Below are 15,907 nucleotides of genomic sequence, written 5' to 3' on the forward strand. Positions count from 1 at the left end.
AGGGAGACACCGGCATGACCGCCGTGACGACAACGACGCCGACGCGGGTGCGGCCGGCCCGGCGCGGGTTCCCCTTCGGGCGGGCCGTCGCCTGGACCGTGATGGGGCTGATCGTCCTCATCACCCTGCTGCCGTTCTACTGGATCCTGCGCACCGCGCTCTCCACCAACGCGGGCCTCAGCGCGGACCCGACCAACCCGCTGCCGGTGGACCTCACCACCAGCGGCTTCGAGCGGGCCCTGGGCCTGCAGTCCGCCGAGGAGGCCATCGCGCAGGGCGGCGCGGGCGGCGGGCTGGACTTCTGGCGCTACCTGCTCAACTCGGTGCTCGTCTCGACCCTGATCACCGTCTGCCAGATCTTCTTCTCGGCGATGGCCGCGTACGCCTTCTCGCGGCTGCGCTGGCGCGGGCGGGACCAGGTCTTCGGCCTGTTCCTCGCCGGGATGATGGTGCCGGCCATCTTCACGCTGCTGCCGAACTTCGTGCTCATCAAGCAGCTCCACCTGGTGGACACGCTCCTCGGCATCGCCCTGCCGACGATGTTCATGACCCCGTTCGCGGTGTTCTTCCTGCGCCAGTTCTTCATGAACATCCCCAAGGAGGTGGAGGAGGCCGCGCTGCTCGACGGCGCCGGGAAGATCAAGATCTTCTTCCGGGTGGTGCTGCCGATGGCGTCCACGCCGATCATCACGCTGGGCGTGCTGACGTACATCACCTCCTGGAACGACTACTTCTGGCCGCTGATGGTCTCCTACAGCGACAGCTCGCGCGTGCTGACGGTGGCGCTGGCGATCTTCCGGGCGCAGACCCCGGCGACCGGCGTCGACTGGTCCGGGCTCATGGCGGCGACGCTGATCGCCGCGCTGCCGATGCTGGTGCTGTTCGCCTGTTTCGCGCGCCGCATCGTCAGCTCCATCGGCTTCACCGGGATCAAGTAAGGGAACTGTGATGCGAATTCGTACGCTCGTCGCGGCGACGGGAGCGCTGGCGCTGTCCCTGGTCAGCGGATGCGCGCAGGGCGGCGCCGCCGGCTCTTCCGCGAACACGGTCACCTACTGGCTGTGGGACGCCAACCAGCTTCCCGCCTACCAGGCCTGCGCCAAAGGGTTCGAGAAGGAGAACCCCGGACTGAAGGTGAAGATCACCCAGTTGGGCTGGTCCGACTACTGGACCAAGCTCACCGCCGGGTTCATCGCGGGCACCCAGCCGGACGTGTTCACCGACCACATCCAGAACTTCGGCCAGTACGCCGACCTGAAGGTCCTCGAACCCCTCGACGACCTCGGGATCAAGGACTCCGACTACCAGCCGGGCCTCGCCGCCAACTGGGTCGGCAAGGACGGCCACCGCTACGGCGCCCCCAAGGACTGGGACACCGTCGCGCTGTTCTACAACTCCAGGATGACGAAGGACGCCGGCCTCACCGCGGAGCAGCTGAACAGCCTGTCGTGGAACCCGAAGGACGGCGGCACCTTCGAGAAGGCCATCGCCCGTCTCACGATCGACAGGAACGGCAAGCGGGGCGACGAGCCGGGCTTCGACAAGAACAACGTGAAGGTGTACGGCCTGGCCACCAACGGCGGCGGCTTCGGCGACGGCCAGACCCAGTGGAGCAACTTCGCCGCCTCCGCGGGCTGGAGCTACCTCGACAAGCCGCGCTGGGGCACGAAGTACCAGTACGACAGCAAGGCCTTCCAGTCGGTCGTCCAGTGGTACTTCGGGCTGGCGAAGAAGGGCTACATGCCTCCGCTGTCCGACTACAACGTCCAGTCCAACCAGGCGAACACGCAGGTCGCCGCGGGCAAGGCGGCCACCGCGTTCGACGGGGCCTGGATGATCTCCACCTACGCGGGCTTCAAGGGCAGGGACATCAAGACGGCCCTGACGCCGGTCGGGCCGACCGGCAAGCGCGCCACGATGATGAACGGCCTCGCCGACTCCGTCACCAAGGCCTCCAAGAACAAGGCGGGCGCCAAGAAGTGGGTGGCGTACCTGGCCTCCGACAAGTGCCAGAAGGTCGTCGGCGGCTACGGCGTCGTCTTCCCCGCCACCAAGGCCGGGACCGAGGCGGCCGTCGCCGCGTACCGCGAGAAGGGCATCGACGTCTCGTCGTTCACCGAGCCGGTGGCCGACAAGAAGAACTTCCGGACCTTCTCCTACCCGATCGCGAGCTACTCGGCGGACATGACGGCGCTCATGTCCCCTGCCATGGAGGACATCTACGGCAACGGAAAGCCCGTGAGCAGCCTCGATCAGACCAACGACCAGATCAACCTCATCCTCTCCCAGTGAAGGGCACGCGTTCCATGACGTTCTCCCTCGGCATCGTCGGCGCCGGACAGTTCTCGGGCCAGTTCGCCACCCTGTTCCAGGCACACCCCGGCGTCAGCGCCGTCTACGTCACCGACCTGCTGCCTGAGCGGGCGGAGCAACTCGCCGCCGCGCAGGGGCTGGCCGGCACCTTCCCGTCGTACCAGGCCATGCTGGAGTCGGAGGACGTCGACGCGGTCGCGATCTTCACGCAGCGGTGGACGCACGGGCCGCTGGTGCTCCAGGGACTCAACGCCGGCAAGCACGTGTACTCGGCGGTCCCCATGGCGATCAGCACCGAGGAGATCGCGGCGATCATCGACGCGGTCAAGGCCACCGGGCTGACCTACATGATGGGCGAGACCAGCGAGTACAACCCGGCCACCGTGCACGCCCGCAACCAGATCGCCGAGGGCGCCTTCGGGCGGCTCTTCTACGCCGAGGGCGACTACGTCCACGACATGGACCTGGGGTTCTACGAGGCCTACCAGTACAGCGGCGGCGAGAACTGGAAGGCGACCGCCAGCTATCCCCCGCTGCTGTACCCGACGCACGCGGTCGGCGGGGTGCTGGGCGCCTGGCGGACGCACGCGGTGAGCGTGTCGGCGATCGGGGTCGTCGACGACCGGGGCGACGGTGTCTTCGACAAGGAGATCAGCCAGTTCGGCAACGACTTCTCCAACGCCACCGCGCTGTTCGAGGTGGCGGGCGGCGGCTCGTTCCGTACGAACGAGTTCCGGCGGGTCGGCTACCCCTCGCACATACGGGAGTCGCGGTTCCGCTTCTTCGGGACCGAGGCGAGCATGGAGCAGCTCGCCACGGTCGCCCTGTGGCAGGACAAGAAGGGCGTGAAGGACATCAGCGAACTGCTGGAGCCCAAGCCCACCATGTCCCCCGACGACCCGTCACTCCAGCACATCGCGCCGGAGCTGCGGGCCGCCTTCACCTCCGGGTCGGCTCCCGTGCACGACCGCGCGCGGCTGCCGCGGGAGTTCGACCACCTCCACAACGGCCACGAGGGCAGCCACCACTTCCTGGTGGACGACTTCGTGACCGCCGTCAACGAGCGGACCCTGCCGTCGGTGAACGCCTGGGTGGCCGCCCGCTACACCCTGCCGGGCATCATCGCGCACGAGTCGGCGCGGCAGGGCGGGGTACGGCTGGAGATCCCGGACTTCGGGGACGCGCCGCAGTGAGGGTCGGGTGCGAGCCGGGTGCCCGGTATCAGGTGCCCGGCTTGCGGCCGTACACGAAGACGTCGTCGCCCTTCTTCAGCAGCGACCAGTACTTCTTCGCGTCGGTCTTGGTCATGTTGACGCAGCCGCGGGAGCCCGGCGGGTTCCACATGCTGACGCTCGCCTGGTGGAAGGCCTGGCCGCCGTCGAAGAACTGGGCGTACGGCATCGGCACGTCGTAGATGGACGAGACGTGGTCGATGTTGCGCCAGTAGATCTTCTTCAGGCCGGTGCGGGTCTCGTCCCCGTCACGGCCGGTGCGGACCGGGACGGGGCCGTAGACGAGCTTCTTGCCGTCCTGGATCCAGCTCAGCTGGAGGCTCAGGTTCACGCAGGCGATCCGGCCCTTGTTCACCGGGCACTTGCCGTCCTTGTTGGGGTTGTTCCCGACGGCCTTCTGCTTCAGCATCAGGTCCATCACGCCCCAGGTGACGGAACCGGCGTAGCCGATGTTCGGGGTGATGCCGTGCTTGGTCTGGAAGGCCTTGATGGCCTTGCAGTCCGCGGCGGACTGCTTGCCGTCGACCGGACGGCCGAGGAATTTCTCCACCTGCTTCTGGTACGGGCCGGTCTGCGTGGTGCAGCTCGCGGCCGCGGCCGGCGTGGCGCCGAGCGCGAGCGTGAGCGGTGCCACCAGTGCGGTGAGCCCGAGTGCGACGGCACCCCGTCTGCGTACGTCCCCCATGGCTGGTCATGCCCCTTCGCGGTAAATGGTCGCTGAAGTGCGATCCCTGCCAGCTAGACGGGCGGTCGGCGGAATCGGTTGTGCGGATCCGCGCGTCGGGACGGAACGGTGACATACCTCACCGCGTCGTGATGATCCGGACAGTGCCGCGGCGGCCGGGGCCGGAGGGCCTGCCGGCGGGGGCTCAGCGGTAGCCGGTGGTGTCGGCCGGCTTGCCCGCGTCCTGGACCTCGACCAGGTAGCGCCAGGCGTCCGGCCGGCTGCCGTCGAGGTCGGTGAAGCCGTAGACCCGGGCCAGGCCGCCGCTGGAGAGGGAGGCGCCGTTGAAGCGGGCCACGTCCGGGTCGGTGGCCAATGCGGTCACCGCCCGGCCCACGTAGCGCGGGGTCTCCGAGATGGCGAAGTGGGGGACGCGTTCCAGGGCGTCGCGCCAGTTGTCCTCCCGCACCCCGTAGGTGTCGAGCATCAGCTCCGAGCGCAGCCAGCCGGGGGTGAGGGCGACGGCGGTGGCGCCGTGCGGGCCGAGCTCGTGGCCGAGGGCGAAGGCCATGCGCAGGACGGCGCTCTTGGCGAGGTCGTAGAAGAAGTTCACGCGGTAGTGGTCGCCGTTGTAGTCGGCGGTGCCGTCGGTGACCTCGACGACCAGGCCGCCGGGGTGGCGCAGCAGCAGGGGCAGGGCGTGGTGGCTGGTGATGGCGTGGGTCTCGACCGCGAGGCGGAGCAGGCGCAGCCCGTTGTCGAGGTCGTGCTCCCACAGCGGGCTGTCCCACTCGAAGAGCATCTCGCCGCCCCAGATGTCGTTGACGAGGACGTCGAGGCGGCCCTGTTCGTCCGCGATGCGGTCCACGAGGACGCGGACCTGCTTCGGGTCGAGGTGGTCGGTGGGGACCGCGATGCCGCGGCCGCCGGCCTCGGTGACCAGGTCGGCGGTGTCCTCGATGGTCTCGGGACGGTCGTACTCCGAGCGGCGCTCGCGGGTGGTGCGGCCGGTGACGTAGACCGTGGCGCCGGCCGCGCCGAGTTCCACGGCGATCCCCCGTCCGGCGCCCCGGGTCGCCCCGGCGACCAGTGCGACCTTGCCCTTGAGCGGAGCTGACATGTCCGGCCTCCCGTGCCCTCGACTGCGTGTCGCGTTCCAGGGTGGCGGGTAAGCCGGACATCTTCTGTCGCCTTTTTCGGGAGACACGTCGCTCTCCCGGGCGGCGTGCCCCGTCAGTGGCCGCGGGCGATCCACTCCTGCAGGTGCGGCGCCTCCGCGCCGATGGTCGTGGAGTCGCCGTGGCCGGTGCGGACCGTCGTCCCGGGCGGCAGGGTGAGCAGCCGGTCGCGGATCGAGTCGATGATCGTCGGGAAGTGCGAGAAGGACCGGCCGGTGGCGCCGGGACCGCCCTGGAAGAGGGTGTCGCCGGTGAAGACGGTGCCCAGGCCCGGGTCGTACAGGCACACCGCGCCGGGCGCGTGCCCCGGGGTGTGCAGCACCCGCAGGTCGGCGCCGCCGGCCTCGATCACCTGGCCGTCGACCAGCCAGGCGTCGGGTTCGCGGTCGGGGTGGGTCTGCTTCCACAGCGGCAGGTCGTCGCGGTGCAGCCAGATGGTGGCGCCGGTGCGCTCGGCGAGGGCCGGGGCGGCGTCGATGTGGTCGTTGTGGGCGTGCGTGCAGACGATGGCGGTGAGCCGGCGGTTCCCGACGGCTTCGGCGATGGCGTCGGCGTCATGGGCGGCGTCGATGACGATCGCCTCGTGGTCGTCGCCGACGATCCACACGTTGTTGTCGACGTCCCAGGTGCCGCCGTCGAGGCTGAACTGACCGGAGGTGACGAGGTGTTCGACGCGCGTCGCCATCAGAGCACCACCACCGAGCGCAGCACGTCGCCGTGGTGCATCCGCTCGAACGCCTTCTCCACCTCGTCCAGCTGGATGGTCTCGGTGACGAACGCCCCGAGGTCCAGGCGTCCTTGCAGATGCAGGTCGATCAGCATGGGGAAGTCCCGGGAGGGCAGGCAGTCGCCGTACCAGGACGACTTCAGGGCCCCGCCGCGGCCGAAGACGTCGAGCAGGGGCAGTTCGAGTTTCATCTCCGGCGTGGGGACGCCGACGAGGACGACCGTGCCGGCCAGGTCGCGGGCGTAGAAGGCCTGCTTGTAGGTCTCGGGGCGGCCGACGGCCTCGATGACGACGTCGACGCCGAAACCTCCGGTCAGTTCGCGGATCGCCTCGACGGGGTCGGTCTCGCGCGAGTTGACGGTGTGCGTGGCGCCCATGGAGCGGGCGGTCTCCAGCTTGCGGTCGTCGATGTCGACGGCGATGATCCGCGCCGCCCCGGCCAGGTGCGACCCGGCGATGGCCGCGTCGCCGACGCCGCCGCAGCCGATGACCGCGACCGTGTCGCCCCGGCCGACGTTCCCCGTGTTGATCGCGGCGCCGATGCCGGCCATCACACCGCAGCCGAGCAGCCCGGCGACCTGCGGGGCGACGGCCGGGTCGACCTTGGTGCACTGCCCGGCGGCGACGAGGGTCTTCTCGGCGAAGGCACCGATCCCGAGGGCCGGGGACAGCTCGGTCCCGTCGGTGAGCGTCATCTTCTGCTGGGCGTTGTGGGTGTCGAAGCAGTACCAGGGCCGACCGCGCAGACAGGCCCGGCACGTCCCGCACACGGCGCGCCAGTTGAGGATCACGAAGTCACCGGGCTCGACGTCGCTCACGCCCTCCCCGACCGCCTCCACCACGCCCGCGGCCTCGTGGCCGAGCAGGAAGGGGAAGTCGTCGTTGATGCCGCCCTGCTTGTAGTGCAGGTCGGTGTGGCACACGCCGCAGGCCTGGACGCGCACGACCGCCTCGCCCGGGCCGGGGTCGGGCACGAGGACCGTCTCGATGCGCACCGGCTCGTCCTTGCCGGGCGCGATCACGCCGCGCACTTCCTGCGCCATGGTGCTGACTCCTTCGTGGGCCGGGATCCGTACCTTCCGACCCTACGTGCGACTGATCGGTAAGGGGCGGGGATCGGCCACCCGGTTGTCCGCGAAAGGGCAGGCCGGACCGGTCGGCGCCGACGTAGCCTGAACGCTCCGCCCGACGCCGAAGGAGCGACGTGACCATCGCAGAGACCGAGACCGCCCCACCCCCCTGGCGGCAGCTCCTCGGATACGTACGGCCGCACCGCTGGTCCCTGATCGCCGGTGCCCTGCTCTCGCTGGTCACCGGGGCGACGGGGCTGCTGCTGCCGTTGGTGGCCCGGGGTCTCATCGACGATCTGGCGCACGAGCGGGCCATCACCGGGGCGCTGCTGATCATGTCGGCCCTGATCGTGACCAACGCGGCGGTGGGCGCGCTGGGTTCGTACGTGCTGCAGCGCACCGCCGAGTCCGTGGTGCTCGGCGCGCGGCGGGCCCTGTCGTCGTACCTGCTGCGGCTGCGGATCACGGCCGTGGACCGCAGCGAGCCCGGGGACCTGATGGCCCGCATCACGTCCGACACCACCCTGCTGCGCCAGGTCACCACCCAGTCGCTGGTCGGTCTGGGCACGGGCGGACTGACGCTGGTCGCGACGGTGGTGATGATGGGCCTGGTGGACGCCGTGCTGCTGGGCGTCACCCTGGCCGTGATCCTGTGCGCGGGCGTGGTCCTCGGTGTGATCGTGCCGCGCATCAACAAGGCGAGCCGGCAGGCGCAGGACGCGGTCGGGGCCATGGGTGCCTCGCTGGAGCGGATCCTCGGTGCCCTGCGCACCGTGAAGGCGTCCGGTGCGGAACACCGGGAGGAGCGCACGCTGCACGAGGCGGCGAAGGAGTCGTGGCGGCAGAGCGTGCGGGCCGCCAAGTGGTCGGCGGCAGCGGGCAACACCGCGGGGCTGGCCATGCAGACGGCCTTCATCACGGTGCTCGCGGTGGGCGGCGCCCGCGTCGCGACCGGCGCCATCGACGTGGGCACGCTGGTCGCGTTCCTGCTGTACGTCTTCTACCTGATGTCGCCGATACAGCAGGTCGTCGGCGCCGTCACGCAGTACCAGACGGGTGCCGCGGCCCTCACCCGCATCCAGGAGGCGCTGCGGCTGCCCGCCGAGCCGGTGGCCGCGCCCGCGCCGCTGCCCTCCACCGGCACGCCCCCGGCGGAGCTGGCCTTCGAGGACGTGCGCTTCCGCTACGCCGAGGACCTGCCGTACGTCCACCACGGCGTGACGTTCGCCGTGCCCGCGCAGGGCATGACGGCGTTCGTGGGCCCGTCCGGCGCGGGCAAGACCACCGTGTTCTCGCTGATCGAGCGGTTCTACGACCCCGACTCCGGCGTGATCCGGCTGGACGGCCGGGACCTGTCCGACTGGGAGCTGCCGCGGCTGCGCGCCGCGATCGGCTACGTGGAGCAGGACGCGCCGGTGCTGTCGGGCTCGCTGCGGGACAACCTGCTGCTGGGGAATCCGGAGGCGGACGACGAGGCGCTCACGCGGGTGCTGAAGACGACCCGTCTGGACGGCCTGGTCGCCCGGCTCCCCGCCGGTCTCGACACACTCGTCGGGCACCGGGGCACGAAGCTGTCGGGCGGTGAGCGGCAGCGGGTCGCGATCGCCCGCGCCCTGCTGCGCAGGCCCCGGCTGCTGCTGCTCGACGAGGCCACCTCGCAGCTGGACGCGGTGAACGAGGCGGCGCTGCGCGACACCGTCGCCGACGTCGCCCGGACGACCACGGTCCTGGTGGTGGCGCACCGGCTGTCGACGGTGACCATGGCCGACCGGATCGTGGTGATGGACGCGGGCCGGGTCCGGGCCGTCGGCACCCACCGCGAGCTCGTGACGGCCGACCCGCTCTACGCGGAGCTCGCGGCGACGCAGTTCCTGGCCGCGGCGGACTGAGCCCGGGCGTGTGTCAGGGCCGCCCGGAAACCGGGCGGCCCTCCCACACGCGGCCGTCGTCAGCGGACGTTCGGAACGAAACCGAAGACCGGGGAGACCAGGCCGACGACCTGGTTCAGCTGGTTGAGATCGTTGAGGCGGTTCAGGCCGGCCAGCTGGGAGGAGGGCCGCGGGATCTCGTCCTTGTGCTCGGCGGGGATGTCGCTGACGGTCAGCGAGTCGAGCGTGGCCATCGGGCTGAGCGGGCTCTTCGCTTCCGCGTCGGCCGCGTTCGCCATCGGCGCGGCGAGGCCGGTGACACCCGCGGCGAGACCAACGGCGGCGACGATACGTCGTGTTGAGATCATGCCTGTCGCAACGTCGGCGGGGCCCGGCGGACACGGGCGGGCGGTCTCGCTCACCGGTCAGGCCCAGCGTCCCCTGCGCTTGCCGAGCCCGCCGGGCGGGTGGAGGCTCGACAGGAGAGGCCCTTCTCGAAGGAGGTCACCATGGGAACCGCCGCAGAGCCCGCCTTCGACCGGGAGACACTCCGCCGTGGCCTGGAGGGGGAGAACCCGGACATCCTGCTCTCCCTCTACGCCGACGACGCCGAGATGCGGATCGTGGACCGCACGACCCAGCCCAGCCACCCCAAGGTGCTGCACGGCCGCGACGAGATCGGCCGGATGCTGGAGGACGTCTACAGCCGCGACATGACGCACAAGCTGGAGCGCTGCGTCATCCAGGGCGACGAGGCCGCCTACAGCGAGAGCTGCGAGTACTCCGACGGCGTCCGCGTGCTGTCGGAGTCCATGCTCTCGCTGCGGGGCGGCAAGATCGCCGAGCAGACGCTGGTGCAGGCCTGGGACGAGTAGGGAGGGGGACCTCCCCTAGACCCTCGGGGCAGGGCGCAGCACCTGGATCAGGCTGGCGTAGCTGTCCTGGCCGTGGCCCGCGGCGCTCGCCTTCTCCATCGCGGTCTTGAGCAGCTCGGGCAGGGCGTTGTCGACGCCCCGGGCCGCCGCCGCGTGGATCAGGTGGTCGATGGCCGCGATCTGCACGTCGACGGTGGCGTCGTCGCCCGGGTAGCGGCCGTCGTCCACCTGGGGCGCGTAGCGGGTGAGGAAGCCCGCCACCGTCGTCAGCCAGCGGATCGCGACGGGGGTGAAGGCGGCGGCCGGTGTCCCCTCGGCGCCGACCAGGGCCGTTCCGTGCAGCCAGCCGGTCATCGTGGACCACATCACGCCGAGCAGGGCGGTGTCGTAGAGGGAGGCGAGGCCGGGGTCGGCGCCCAGGTACAGGGGGTCGCCGAGGGCCGTCAGGACGGGGCGGTGGGTGTCGAAGACCTCCTCGGAGCCGCTGTAGAGGAACATCATGGCCGGGTCGCCCACGCCGGGCGGGGTGGTCATGATGGCGCCGTCGAGGTAGTCGGCCCCGAGGGTGCCCGCCCAGGCGACGGCCTCCTGGGCCTGCTCGGGGGAGCCGGAGGTGAGGTTGACCAGGGTTCTGCCCTGGAGGGACTGCGCGATCGGGTCGACGACCGTGTGCAGCGCCTCGTAGTCCAGGACGCAGGCGATGACCAGCGGGGAGGCGGCGATCGCCTCCTGAGGTGTCGCGGCCGCGCGGGCGCCGCGCTCGACCAGGGGCCGGGCCTTGTCCGGGGACCGGTTCCAGACCGTGGTCGGGTGGCCCCGGTCCAGCAGCGCGGCGGCCAGGGCCGAGCCCATCTGGCCCAGGCCCAGGACGGTGACGGCCTGCTGTCGTGCGGTCATGCGGCAACTCCTCGCGTGTACAGGGGGGTTCGTACGTGCTGTGTGATCACGTGCGACCACGCTCGCAGGGTGCGAGGATCCGGAACAGTGACAGCGGTGACGGCCTCCACCAAATTCCTGCCATACGCTTCGGGGCATGAGTGCCGGTTCCGTGGCCGTGGTGGTCACCGAGGAGATCGGGGTCCCTTCGTGGGACCTGTACGAACTGAGCATCCCCTGCACGGTGTTCGGCAAGCCGCAGCCCGATCTCGCCGACCCCTGGTACGAGCTGAGGCTCTGCGGGGTCGGGGCCGAGGAGGCGAACGGTCACGGGCTGAGTCTGCGCACGCCCTACGGCCTGGACGACCTGGTCGGCGCCGACACGGTCATCGTGCCGTCGGTGCCCGACCCGTGCGTCGAGGAGGGCAGGCCGCTGCCGCCGGAGCTGACCGACGCCCTGCGCCGGGCCCATGCGGCGGGCGCCCGGATGGTGTCCCTGTGCACCGGCGCGTTCGCGCTGGCCGAGGCGGGACTGCTGGACGGGCGGCGCGCGACCGCCCACTGGATGCACACCGCCCAACTCGCCGAGCGCTACCCGAAGGTGGAGGTCGACGCGTCGGTGCTGTACGTCGACGACGGCGATGTCCTCACCAGCGCCGGGCTCACCGCCGGTCTCGACCTGTGCCTGCACCTGGTGCGGCGTGACCTCGGCGCGCACGTCGCCAACCAGTTGGCCCGCCGCATGGTCGTGCCCGCGCACCGGCCGGGCGGGCAGGCGCAGTTCATCGAGCTGTCGGTACCGGCGAGTGACGACGAGGGGCTGGCCCCCGTGCTCGCCTGGGCGCGGGCCCACCTGGACCGGCCGTTGACCGTCGCGGACCTGGCCCGCCGGGCCGCGATGAGCCCGCGCACGTTCTACCGGCGCCTGCAGGCGGCCACGGGCACGACACCGCTCCAGTGGCTCCTGGACCAGCGGCTCGGGCGCGCCCGGTCCCTGCTGGAGTCGACGGACCTGCCGATCGAGAAGGTCGGCGAGCTGAGCGGCCTCGGCACGGCCAACAACCTCCGCCACCACTTCCTCAAGCACCTCGGCGTGTCGCCCGGGGACTACCGGCGGGCCTTCCCCGGTTCCCAGCCGAGCGGACGCGGGCCCGTCCGGGGCTGACTTCAGCTCCGCGGGCTCCATCCCGGCGGCCACAGGATGCCCAGCAACTGCCGCACCAGTTCGTCGACGACCTCGTCGAGCGTCGCGTCCACCCAGCCGGCGCTCCAGTCGTGCAGCAGGCCGTTGACGCTGCCGATGAACCCGGTCGCCGCGAGGCGGTAGTCGCGGGGCGCCGCCTCCCCGCGCGCGGCGGCCGCGTCGGCCTCGGCGCAGATGAGGTCGACCCAGCCGGCGCGGCGGGCGAGCCGCTGCTCCTCCAGGCGCGGGCTGACGCCGATGACCTCGACGAAGGTGATGCGGATCCGGCGCGGATCGGCGGCGATGTTCCCGGCGTAGGCGCGGAAGATCGCCGTCGCACGCTCGACGAGCGGCAGGTCCGCCGCGTCGGCGGCCGCCTCCAGCACCGCCGCCTCGGCCCAGCCGTTGACCTGGAGGTGCAGCGCGGCGAGCACGTCCTCCAGGGTGCGGAACTCCTCGTAGAACTGACGGGTGGACAGCCCGGCCGCCTCGCTGAGCGCCGCGACGGTGGTGGCGCGGAAGCCGGGGGTGTCGCCGAACAGGTGGAGCGCGGCGTCCAGGAACCTCCGGCGCCGCTCCGCCTGCCGCTCCTCGGCGGTCTTGCCGCCGTAGCGGCCGGTCGGCGCTCTGAGTCTGCCCGGCACCGGCTCTCCCCCTTCGTCGTTCGAACACCAATTTTGTCGTGCACGCGGTCTTGTGGAGAACACCTCCCCTTCCTTACTTTGCAGTAAGTTGACTCTGAAAGCACGTGTGTTCAGATTCCTCACCCCACCGCAGAGGAGGGATCAGCCATGCCCGTCTTCCGACGACGGCATCTGTGCTCCCTGGGCGCCGCCCTCGCCCTGACCGTCACCGTCCCCGCGACCGCCGCCCAGGCGGCCGCTCCGGGCGCCTCCGCCGCGCTGCGCGAGGTGATGTTCGTGGGCAACAACTGGGACGGCACCGCCGATGTCATCGGATCGACCGGTGACTTCGGGAAGATCGGCCGGATCGACGTCATCCCCGACAAGGACCAGCGGATGGCGGAGATCAACGCCGATCCGATCAAGTGGATCTACTTCATGGCGATCCGCAACAGCGTCGGCGAGGGCCACGACCAGTTCGTCGACGACATGTACTCCACGCCGGACGGCCGCTCGATGGTCGTCTCGCGGCCGAGCTTCGCCGACGTGGTCTCCATCGACCTGGCCACCGGCGACATCAACTGGCGCTTCCCCGTGTCCGGTTACCGCTCCGACCACATGGCCGTCTCCCCCGACGGCAAGCGGGTCGCGGTGTCGGCGTCGACCTCGAACACCGTGCACGTGCTGGACATCGTCACCGGCAAGGAGCTGGGCAGGTTCGCCACCGGCGACAAGCCGCACGAGAACATCTTCACCCAGGACGGCAAGTACATCTACAACATGGCGATCGGCGACGTGAACACGCACACCGACGCTCCGTGGCTGGACTGGACGAAGGGCGACCGCCGCATCACCGTCGTCGACGCGACCACGTACCAGCAGGTCAAGGTCATCGACATGCGCCCGCGGCTGGACGCCCTCGGCCTGAAGGACCACTCCGACGCGGTCCGCCCGGCCGTGTTCTCGCCGGACGAGTCGAAGCTCTACTTCCAGGTGTCGTTCTTCAACGGCTTCTTCGAGTACGACCTCGCCTCAGACAAGATCACCCGGACGAAGACGCTGCCGAAGAACCCGACGACCAGCGACGACCGCACCACGTTCGTCAACGACTCGCGCCACCACGGCATCTCGATGAGCCCGGACGGCAAGAAGCTGTGCGTGGCCGGGACCATGGACGACTACGCGACGGTCGTCGACCGCGCCACCCTCCAGGAGGGCCCGCTCGTCACCGCCTCCAAGCCCTACTGGGCCACGGTCAGCGGTGACGGCAGGTCCTGCGTGGTCTCCGAGAGCGGCACCGACCAGGTCACGGCCATCGACTTCGCCACCGGCAGGAAGGTCGTGTCCGTACCGGTCGGTGACCACCCGCAGCGCGTCCGGCTCGGCCGGGTGGCGGCCGACTGGACGAGCCCGTCCGCTAGCTGACCTCCTTCGCCGCCCACGCGGCCAGTTCGGAGCGGGCCGCGGCGAGCAGGTCCGCCGAGGGAGCCGTCGCCCCGTTGGTCACCAGCGCGTAGTGCAGGACCCCCGAGTCCGGCGCGGTGAGCAGCAGGCGGCGGCTTCCCGTGCCACCGGGCTCGGCGGCAACCCCGACCGGGGTCGTCGAGGTGTACGCCGGCGGGGCGTGGACCGTGCCCAGGTCGGAGACGACCGTGGTGGACGCGGCCGGGAAGCTCGCCGGCAGGTGCAGTTCGGTGGGCGCCGACGTGCCGTTCGAACGCCACAGCAGCAGCCCGTACTGCCCGGACCCCACCAGCCGCTGGACGTTCGGCAGCGAGTTCGGCACGGGGTTCCAGGTCAGGGTCGTCGAGCCGTCCCGGGAGCGGTCCTCGTAGGTGAAGCCGACGGTCGTGCCGGCCGTGGCGCTCGGGTAGAGGCGGTCCAGCAGCCGGGCGTCCTGGCGCAGCACGGGCCTGCCCGCGTCGTCGAGGCGCACGGCGGACAAGTCCTCGTCGTTCCAGGCGTCGCCCTCGGTGAGGACCTTGTCGGGGTTGCCGTTCATCAGCTCGCGGTGGCGGCCGTTGTAGATGTCCCACTGCCACTGCGAGCCGGAGAGCACCGGCCCCGAAGCCGCCGGGTCGGACCACCAGTCGGCGCCCTTCACACGGGAGTCGAGCGCCTGGTACATCGCCTTGAGGACGGTCGGCGCCTTGTCGGAGACGTTGCCCGCCAGCGGGTGCCCGAACTCGCTGACCACGGCGGCCGTCCGCGCGGCGGCGGCCCGGTCGCGGACGGTGCGGAAGTCGCCCGTGTACTGGCCGTCGGCGGCCTTGCCCCACATGAAGACGCCGGAGATGGCCTTCTGGTCGTAGAAGTGGGTGTTGAACACATAGCGCGGGCCCAGCTTGCCGGCGTCCAGCAGGCCGCCCTCCTGCTTCTGGAAGTCGAGGTTGGCGTTCCAGAAGAGGTTCGGCTCCACGAAGGCGGGCTTGTCACGCCAGCCGGCCGCGTCCATGCGGGCGCGGAACTTCTCGTAGAACGGCCACAGCACGTCCTTCTCCCAGGCGCGGCTGGTCTGCCCGGAGTCGTAGACGCCCGCGTGCGGCTCGTTGTACGGGTCGAAGCCGGCGACGCCCTTGAACTGGTCGGCGTTCAGGTGCTGTTGCACGTACGCCATGGTCTTCTGAGCGGTGGTCAGGAACGCGTCCTGCACGCCGTGCGCGTTGTGCCAGAAGTCGTACGACGCCCGCTTCACGGCCTCGTTCTGGGTGATGTTCTGCCCCCAGAAGAGGCAGATGCCGCAGGACTCGTCGGGGTAGTTCCCGGCGTCCACCGCCCACTGGGGGGCGCCGTCGCCGGTGTACCAGCTGTCGGCGTCGAACAGGTACCGGGAGTAGAGGTCCTGGTGGAAGTCGGGGTAGACGCGGATGCCCGCGTCCAGGAAGGCCTTCATCTGGTCGGTGGCGGCGGCCAGGTAGGCGGTGTCCACCCGGCCGCGCTCGGGCTCGGCGTAGGCCCAGGAGAGCAGGAAGCGGACGGTGTTTCCGCCGCCGAGAGCGCGCAGCGCGGTCGCCGACTTGCGGGCGTCGGCGACCGAGGCGAAGGGCAGGCCCTTGTTCTCGGCGAGCTTGGTCTCGCCGGAGACGTTGTAGCCGCGCAGCACGACCTCGCGGCCGTGGGCGTCGGCGAAGCGGCCGTCCCGCACGGTGACGGTCGGGTCGTCGAACCAGAGGGAACCGGGAGGGGATGCGGCGGTGGCGGGCGGGACGCCGGCCACCGACACGGAGCCGAACAGGACGGACAGGACGACCAGGAGACGCGCTCGGATAGTCGGCATGTCCACTACAGTCCGGTGATA

At 70.7% G+C, this 15,907-nt stretch carries 15 protein-coding genes; 7 read left to right on the forward strand and 8 right to left on the reverse strand.

Translation table 11 applies throughout. The features are described from left to right. The first annotated feature begins 14 nt into the window (after window positions 1-14). From ACSUPV_RS01755 to ACSUPV_RS01765, 3 genes are read left to right on the forward strand one after another with little or no spacing between them, the layout of a single operon-like run. Window positions 15-938: a carbohydrate ABC transporter permease gene (locus ACSUPV_RS01755; protein WP_436946774.1), complete on the forward strand. Its 924-nt coding sequence runs from the start codon at window positions 15-17 to the stop codon at window positions 936-938. 10 nt (window positions 939-948) lie between these two features. Further along, the gene (locus tag ACSUPV_RS01760; protein WP_436946775.1) at window positions 949-2,292 is read left to right on the forward strand and encodes an ABC transporter substrate-binding protein; all 1,344 of its coding nucleotides are present in this window, start codon (window positions 949-951) and stop codon (window positions 2,290-2,292) included. A gap of 14 nt (window positions 2,293-2,306) precedes the next feature. Continuing rightward, window positions 2,307-3,506, forward strand: coding sequence for a Gfo/Idh/MocA family protein (locus ACSUPV_RS01765; protein ID WP_031120427.1), 1,200 nt, complete (start codon window positions 2,307-2,309; stop codon window positions 3,504-3,506). A gap of 28 nt (window positions 3,507-3,534) precedes the next feature. Here the strand turns inward: ACSUPV_RS01765 and ACSUPV_RS01770 are convergent, their stop codons facing one another. The 4 genes from ACSUPV_RS01770 to ACSUPV_RS01785 all read right to left on the reverse strand — a co-directional run bounded on the left by ACSUPV_RS01770 (window position 3,535) and on the right by ACSUPV_RS01785 (window position 7,157). Then, a complete protein-coding gene (locus tag ACSUPV_RS01770) occupies window positions 3,535-4,230 on the reverse strand; it encodes a L,D-transpeptidase family protein (RefSeq protein ID WP_031120428.1) in 696 nt (231 codons plus the stop codon). Between the two features lie 184 nt (window positions 4,231-4,414). Then, window positions 4,415-5,329, reverse strand: a complete 915-nt coding sequence (locus ACSUPV_RS01775) for an SDR family oxidoreductase (protein ID WP_359792383.1) — start codon at window positions 5,327-5,329, stop codon at window positions 4,415-4,417. A 113-nt stretch (window positions 5,330-5,442) separates the two neighbouring features. After that, window positions 5,443-6,072, reverse strand: coding sequence for an MBL fold metallo-hydrolase (locus ACSUPV_RS01780; protein ID WP_037764121.1), 630 nt, complete (start codon window positions 6,070-6,072; stop codon window positions 5,443-5,445). After that, entirely contained in the window at window positions 6,072-7,157 is a 1,086-nt protein-coding gene (locus ACSUPV_RS01785; protein ID WP_436946776.1) for an S-(hydroxymethyl)mycothiol dehydrogenase, read from the reverse strand. Before ACSUPV_RS01785 ends, ACSUPV_RS01780 begins: the two co-directional genes overlap by 1 nt. Window positions 7,158-7,318: 161 nt before the next feature. On the opposite strand from ACSUPV_RS01785, the gene ACSUPV_RS01790 reads away from it, so the two are divergent. Further along, window positions 7,319-9,073 carry an ABC transporter ATP-binding protein gene (locus tag ACSUPV_RS01790; RefSeq protein ID WP_037764127.1) on the forward strand — a complete coding sequence of 585 codons (1,755 nt, stop codon included), beginning with the start codon at window positions 7,319-7,321 and terminating at the stop codon, window positions 9,071-9,073. Between the two features lie 59 nt (window positions 9,074-9,132). Here ACSUPV_RS01790 and ACSUPV_RS01795 read toward each other — a convergent pair whose 3' ends face one another. Next, window positions 9,133-9,420, reverse strand: coding sequence for a hypothetical protein (locus ACSUPV_RS01795; protein WP_359792390.1), 288 nt, complete (start codon window positions 9,418-9,420; stop codon window positions 9,133-9,135). 141 nt (window positions 9,421-9,561) lie between these two features. On the opposite strand from ACSUPV_RS01795, the gene ACSUPV_RS01800 reads away from it, so the two are divergent. Next, window positions 9,562-9,927, forward strand: coding sequence for a nuclear transport factor 2 family protein (locus ACSUPV_RS01800; RefSeq protein ID WP_031117841.1), 366 nt, complete (start codon window positions 9,562-9,564; stop codon window positions 9,925-9,927). Between the two features lie 15 nt (window positions 9,928-9,942). Here the strand turns inward: ACSUPV_RS01800 and ACSUPV_RS01805 are convergent, their stop codons facing one another. Next, complete coding sequence (locus ACSUPV_RS01805; RefSeq protein WP_359792392.1) at window positions 9,943-10,824, reverse strand: NAD(P)-dependent oxidoreductase; 882 nt, start codon at window positions 10,822-10,824, stop codon at window positions 9,943-9,945. A 157-nt stretch (window positions 10,825-10,981) separates the two neighbouring features. Here ACSUPV_RS01805 and ACSUPV_RS01810 point away from each other — a divergent pair, with 157 nt between their 5' ends. Beyond that, window positions 10,982-11,968, forward strand: a complete 987-nt coding sequence (locus tag ACSUPV_RS01810) for a GlxA family transcriptional regulator (protein WP_031117839.1) — start codon at window positions 10,982-10,984, stop codon at window positions 11,966-11,968. A gap of 2 nt (window positions 11,969-11,970) precedes the next feature. Here ACSUPV_RS01810 and ACSUPV_RS01815 read toward each other — a convergent pair whose 3' ends face one another. Further along, on the reverse strand, window positions 11,971-12,630 hold the full coding sequence (locus ACSUPV_RS01815) for a TetR/AcrR family transcriptional regulator (protein ID WP_037764136.1): 660 nt from the start codon (window positions 12,628-12,630) through the stop codon (window positions 11,971-11,973). A 147-nt stretch (window positions 12,631-12,777) separates the two neighbouring features. Between ACSUPV_RS01815 and ACSUPV_RS01820 the strand changes: the two genes are divergently transcribed. Then, a complete protein-coding gene (locus ACSUPV_RS01820) occupies window positions 12,778-14,034 on the forward strand; it encodes a YncE family protein (protein WP_436946777.1) in 1,257 nt (418 codons plus the stop codon). Here ACSUPV_RS01820 and ACSUPV_RS01825 read toward each other — a convergent pair. Next, the gene (locus tag ACSUPV_RS01825) at window positions 14,027-15,886 is read right to left on the reverse strand and encodes an endoglycosylceramidase (RefSeq protein ID WP_436946778.1); all 1,860 of its coding nucleotides are present in this window, start codon (window positions 15,884-15,886) and stop codon (window positions 14,027-14,029) included. The two genes, ACSUPV_RS01820 and ACSUPV_RS01825, sit on opposite strands and share 8 nt — an antisense overlap. Between the last annotated feature and the right edge of the window lie 21 nt (window positions 15,887-15,907).

Source organism: Streptomyces sp. SudanB52_2052, assembly GCF_964272415.1.
In the GTDB taxonomy this organism is placed as follows: Bacteria; Actinomycetota; Actinomycetes; order Streptomycetales; family Streptomycetaceae; genus Streptomyces; species Streptomyces olindensis.

What these genes read in the sequence shown, in the direction of transcription:
- ACSUPV_RS01755 (WP_436946774.1), top strand. Translation starts at nt 15, where the DNA reads ATGACCGCCGTGACGACAACGACGCCGACGCGGGTGCGGCCGGCCCGG.
- ACSUPV_RS01760 (WP_436946775.1), top strand. Translation starts at nt 949, where the DNA reads ATGCGAATTCGTACGCTCGTCGCGGCGACGGGAGCGCTGGCGCTGTCC.
- ACSUPV_RS01765 (WP_031120427.1), top strand. Translation starts at nt 2,307, where the DNA reads ATGACGTTCTCCCTCGGCATCGTCGGCGCCGGACAGTTCTCGGGCCAG.
- ACSUPV_RS01770 (WP_031120428.1), bottom strand. Translation starts at nt 4,230, where the DNA reads ATGGGGGACGTACGCAGACGGGGTGCCGTCGCACTCGGGCTCACCGCA.
- ACSUPV_RS01775 (WP_359792383.1), bottom strand. Translation starts at nt 5,329, where the DNA reads ATGTCAGCTCCGCTCAAGGGCAAGGTCGCACTGGTCGCCGGGGCGACC.
- ACSUPV_RS01780 (WP_037764121.1), bottom strand. Translation starts at nt 6,072, where the DNA reads ATGGCGACGCGCGTCGAACACCTCGTCACCTCCGGTCAGTTCAGCCTC.
- ACSUPV_RS01785 (WP_436946776.1), bottom strand. Translation starts at nt 7,157, where the DNA reads ATGGCGCAGGAAGTGCGCGGCGTGATCGCGCCCGGCAAGGACGAGCCG.
- ACSUPV_RS01795 (WP_359792390.1), bottom strand. Translation starts at nt 9,420, where the DNA reads ATGATCTCAACACGACGTATCGTCGCCGCCGTTGGTCTCGCCGCGGGT.
- ACSUPV_RS01800 (WP_031117841.1), top strand. Translation starts at nt 9,562, where the DNA reads ATGGGAACCGCCGCAGAGCCCGCCTTCGACCGGGAGACACTCCGCCGT.
- ACSUPV_RS01805 (WP_359792392.1), bottom strand. Translation starts at nt 10,824, where the DNA reads ATGACCGCACGACAGCAGGCCGTCACCGTCCTGGGCCTGGGCCAGATG.
- ACSUPV_RS01820 (WP_436946777.1), top strand. Translation starts at nt 12,778, where the DNA reads ATGCCCGTCTTCCGACGACGGCATCTGTGCTCCCTGGGCGCCGCCCTC.
- ACSUPV_RS01825 (WP_436946778.1), bottom strand. Translation starts at nt 15,886, where the DNA reads ATGCCGACTATCCGAGCGCGTCTCCTGGTCGTCCTGTCCGTCCTGTTC.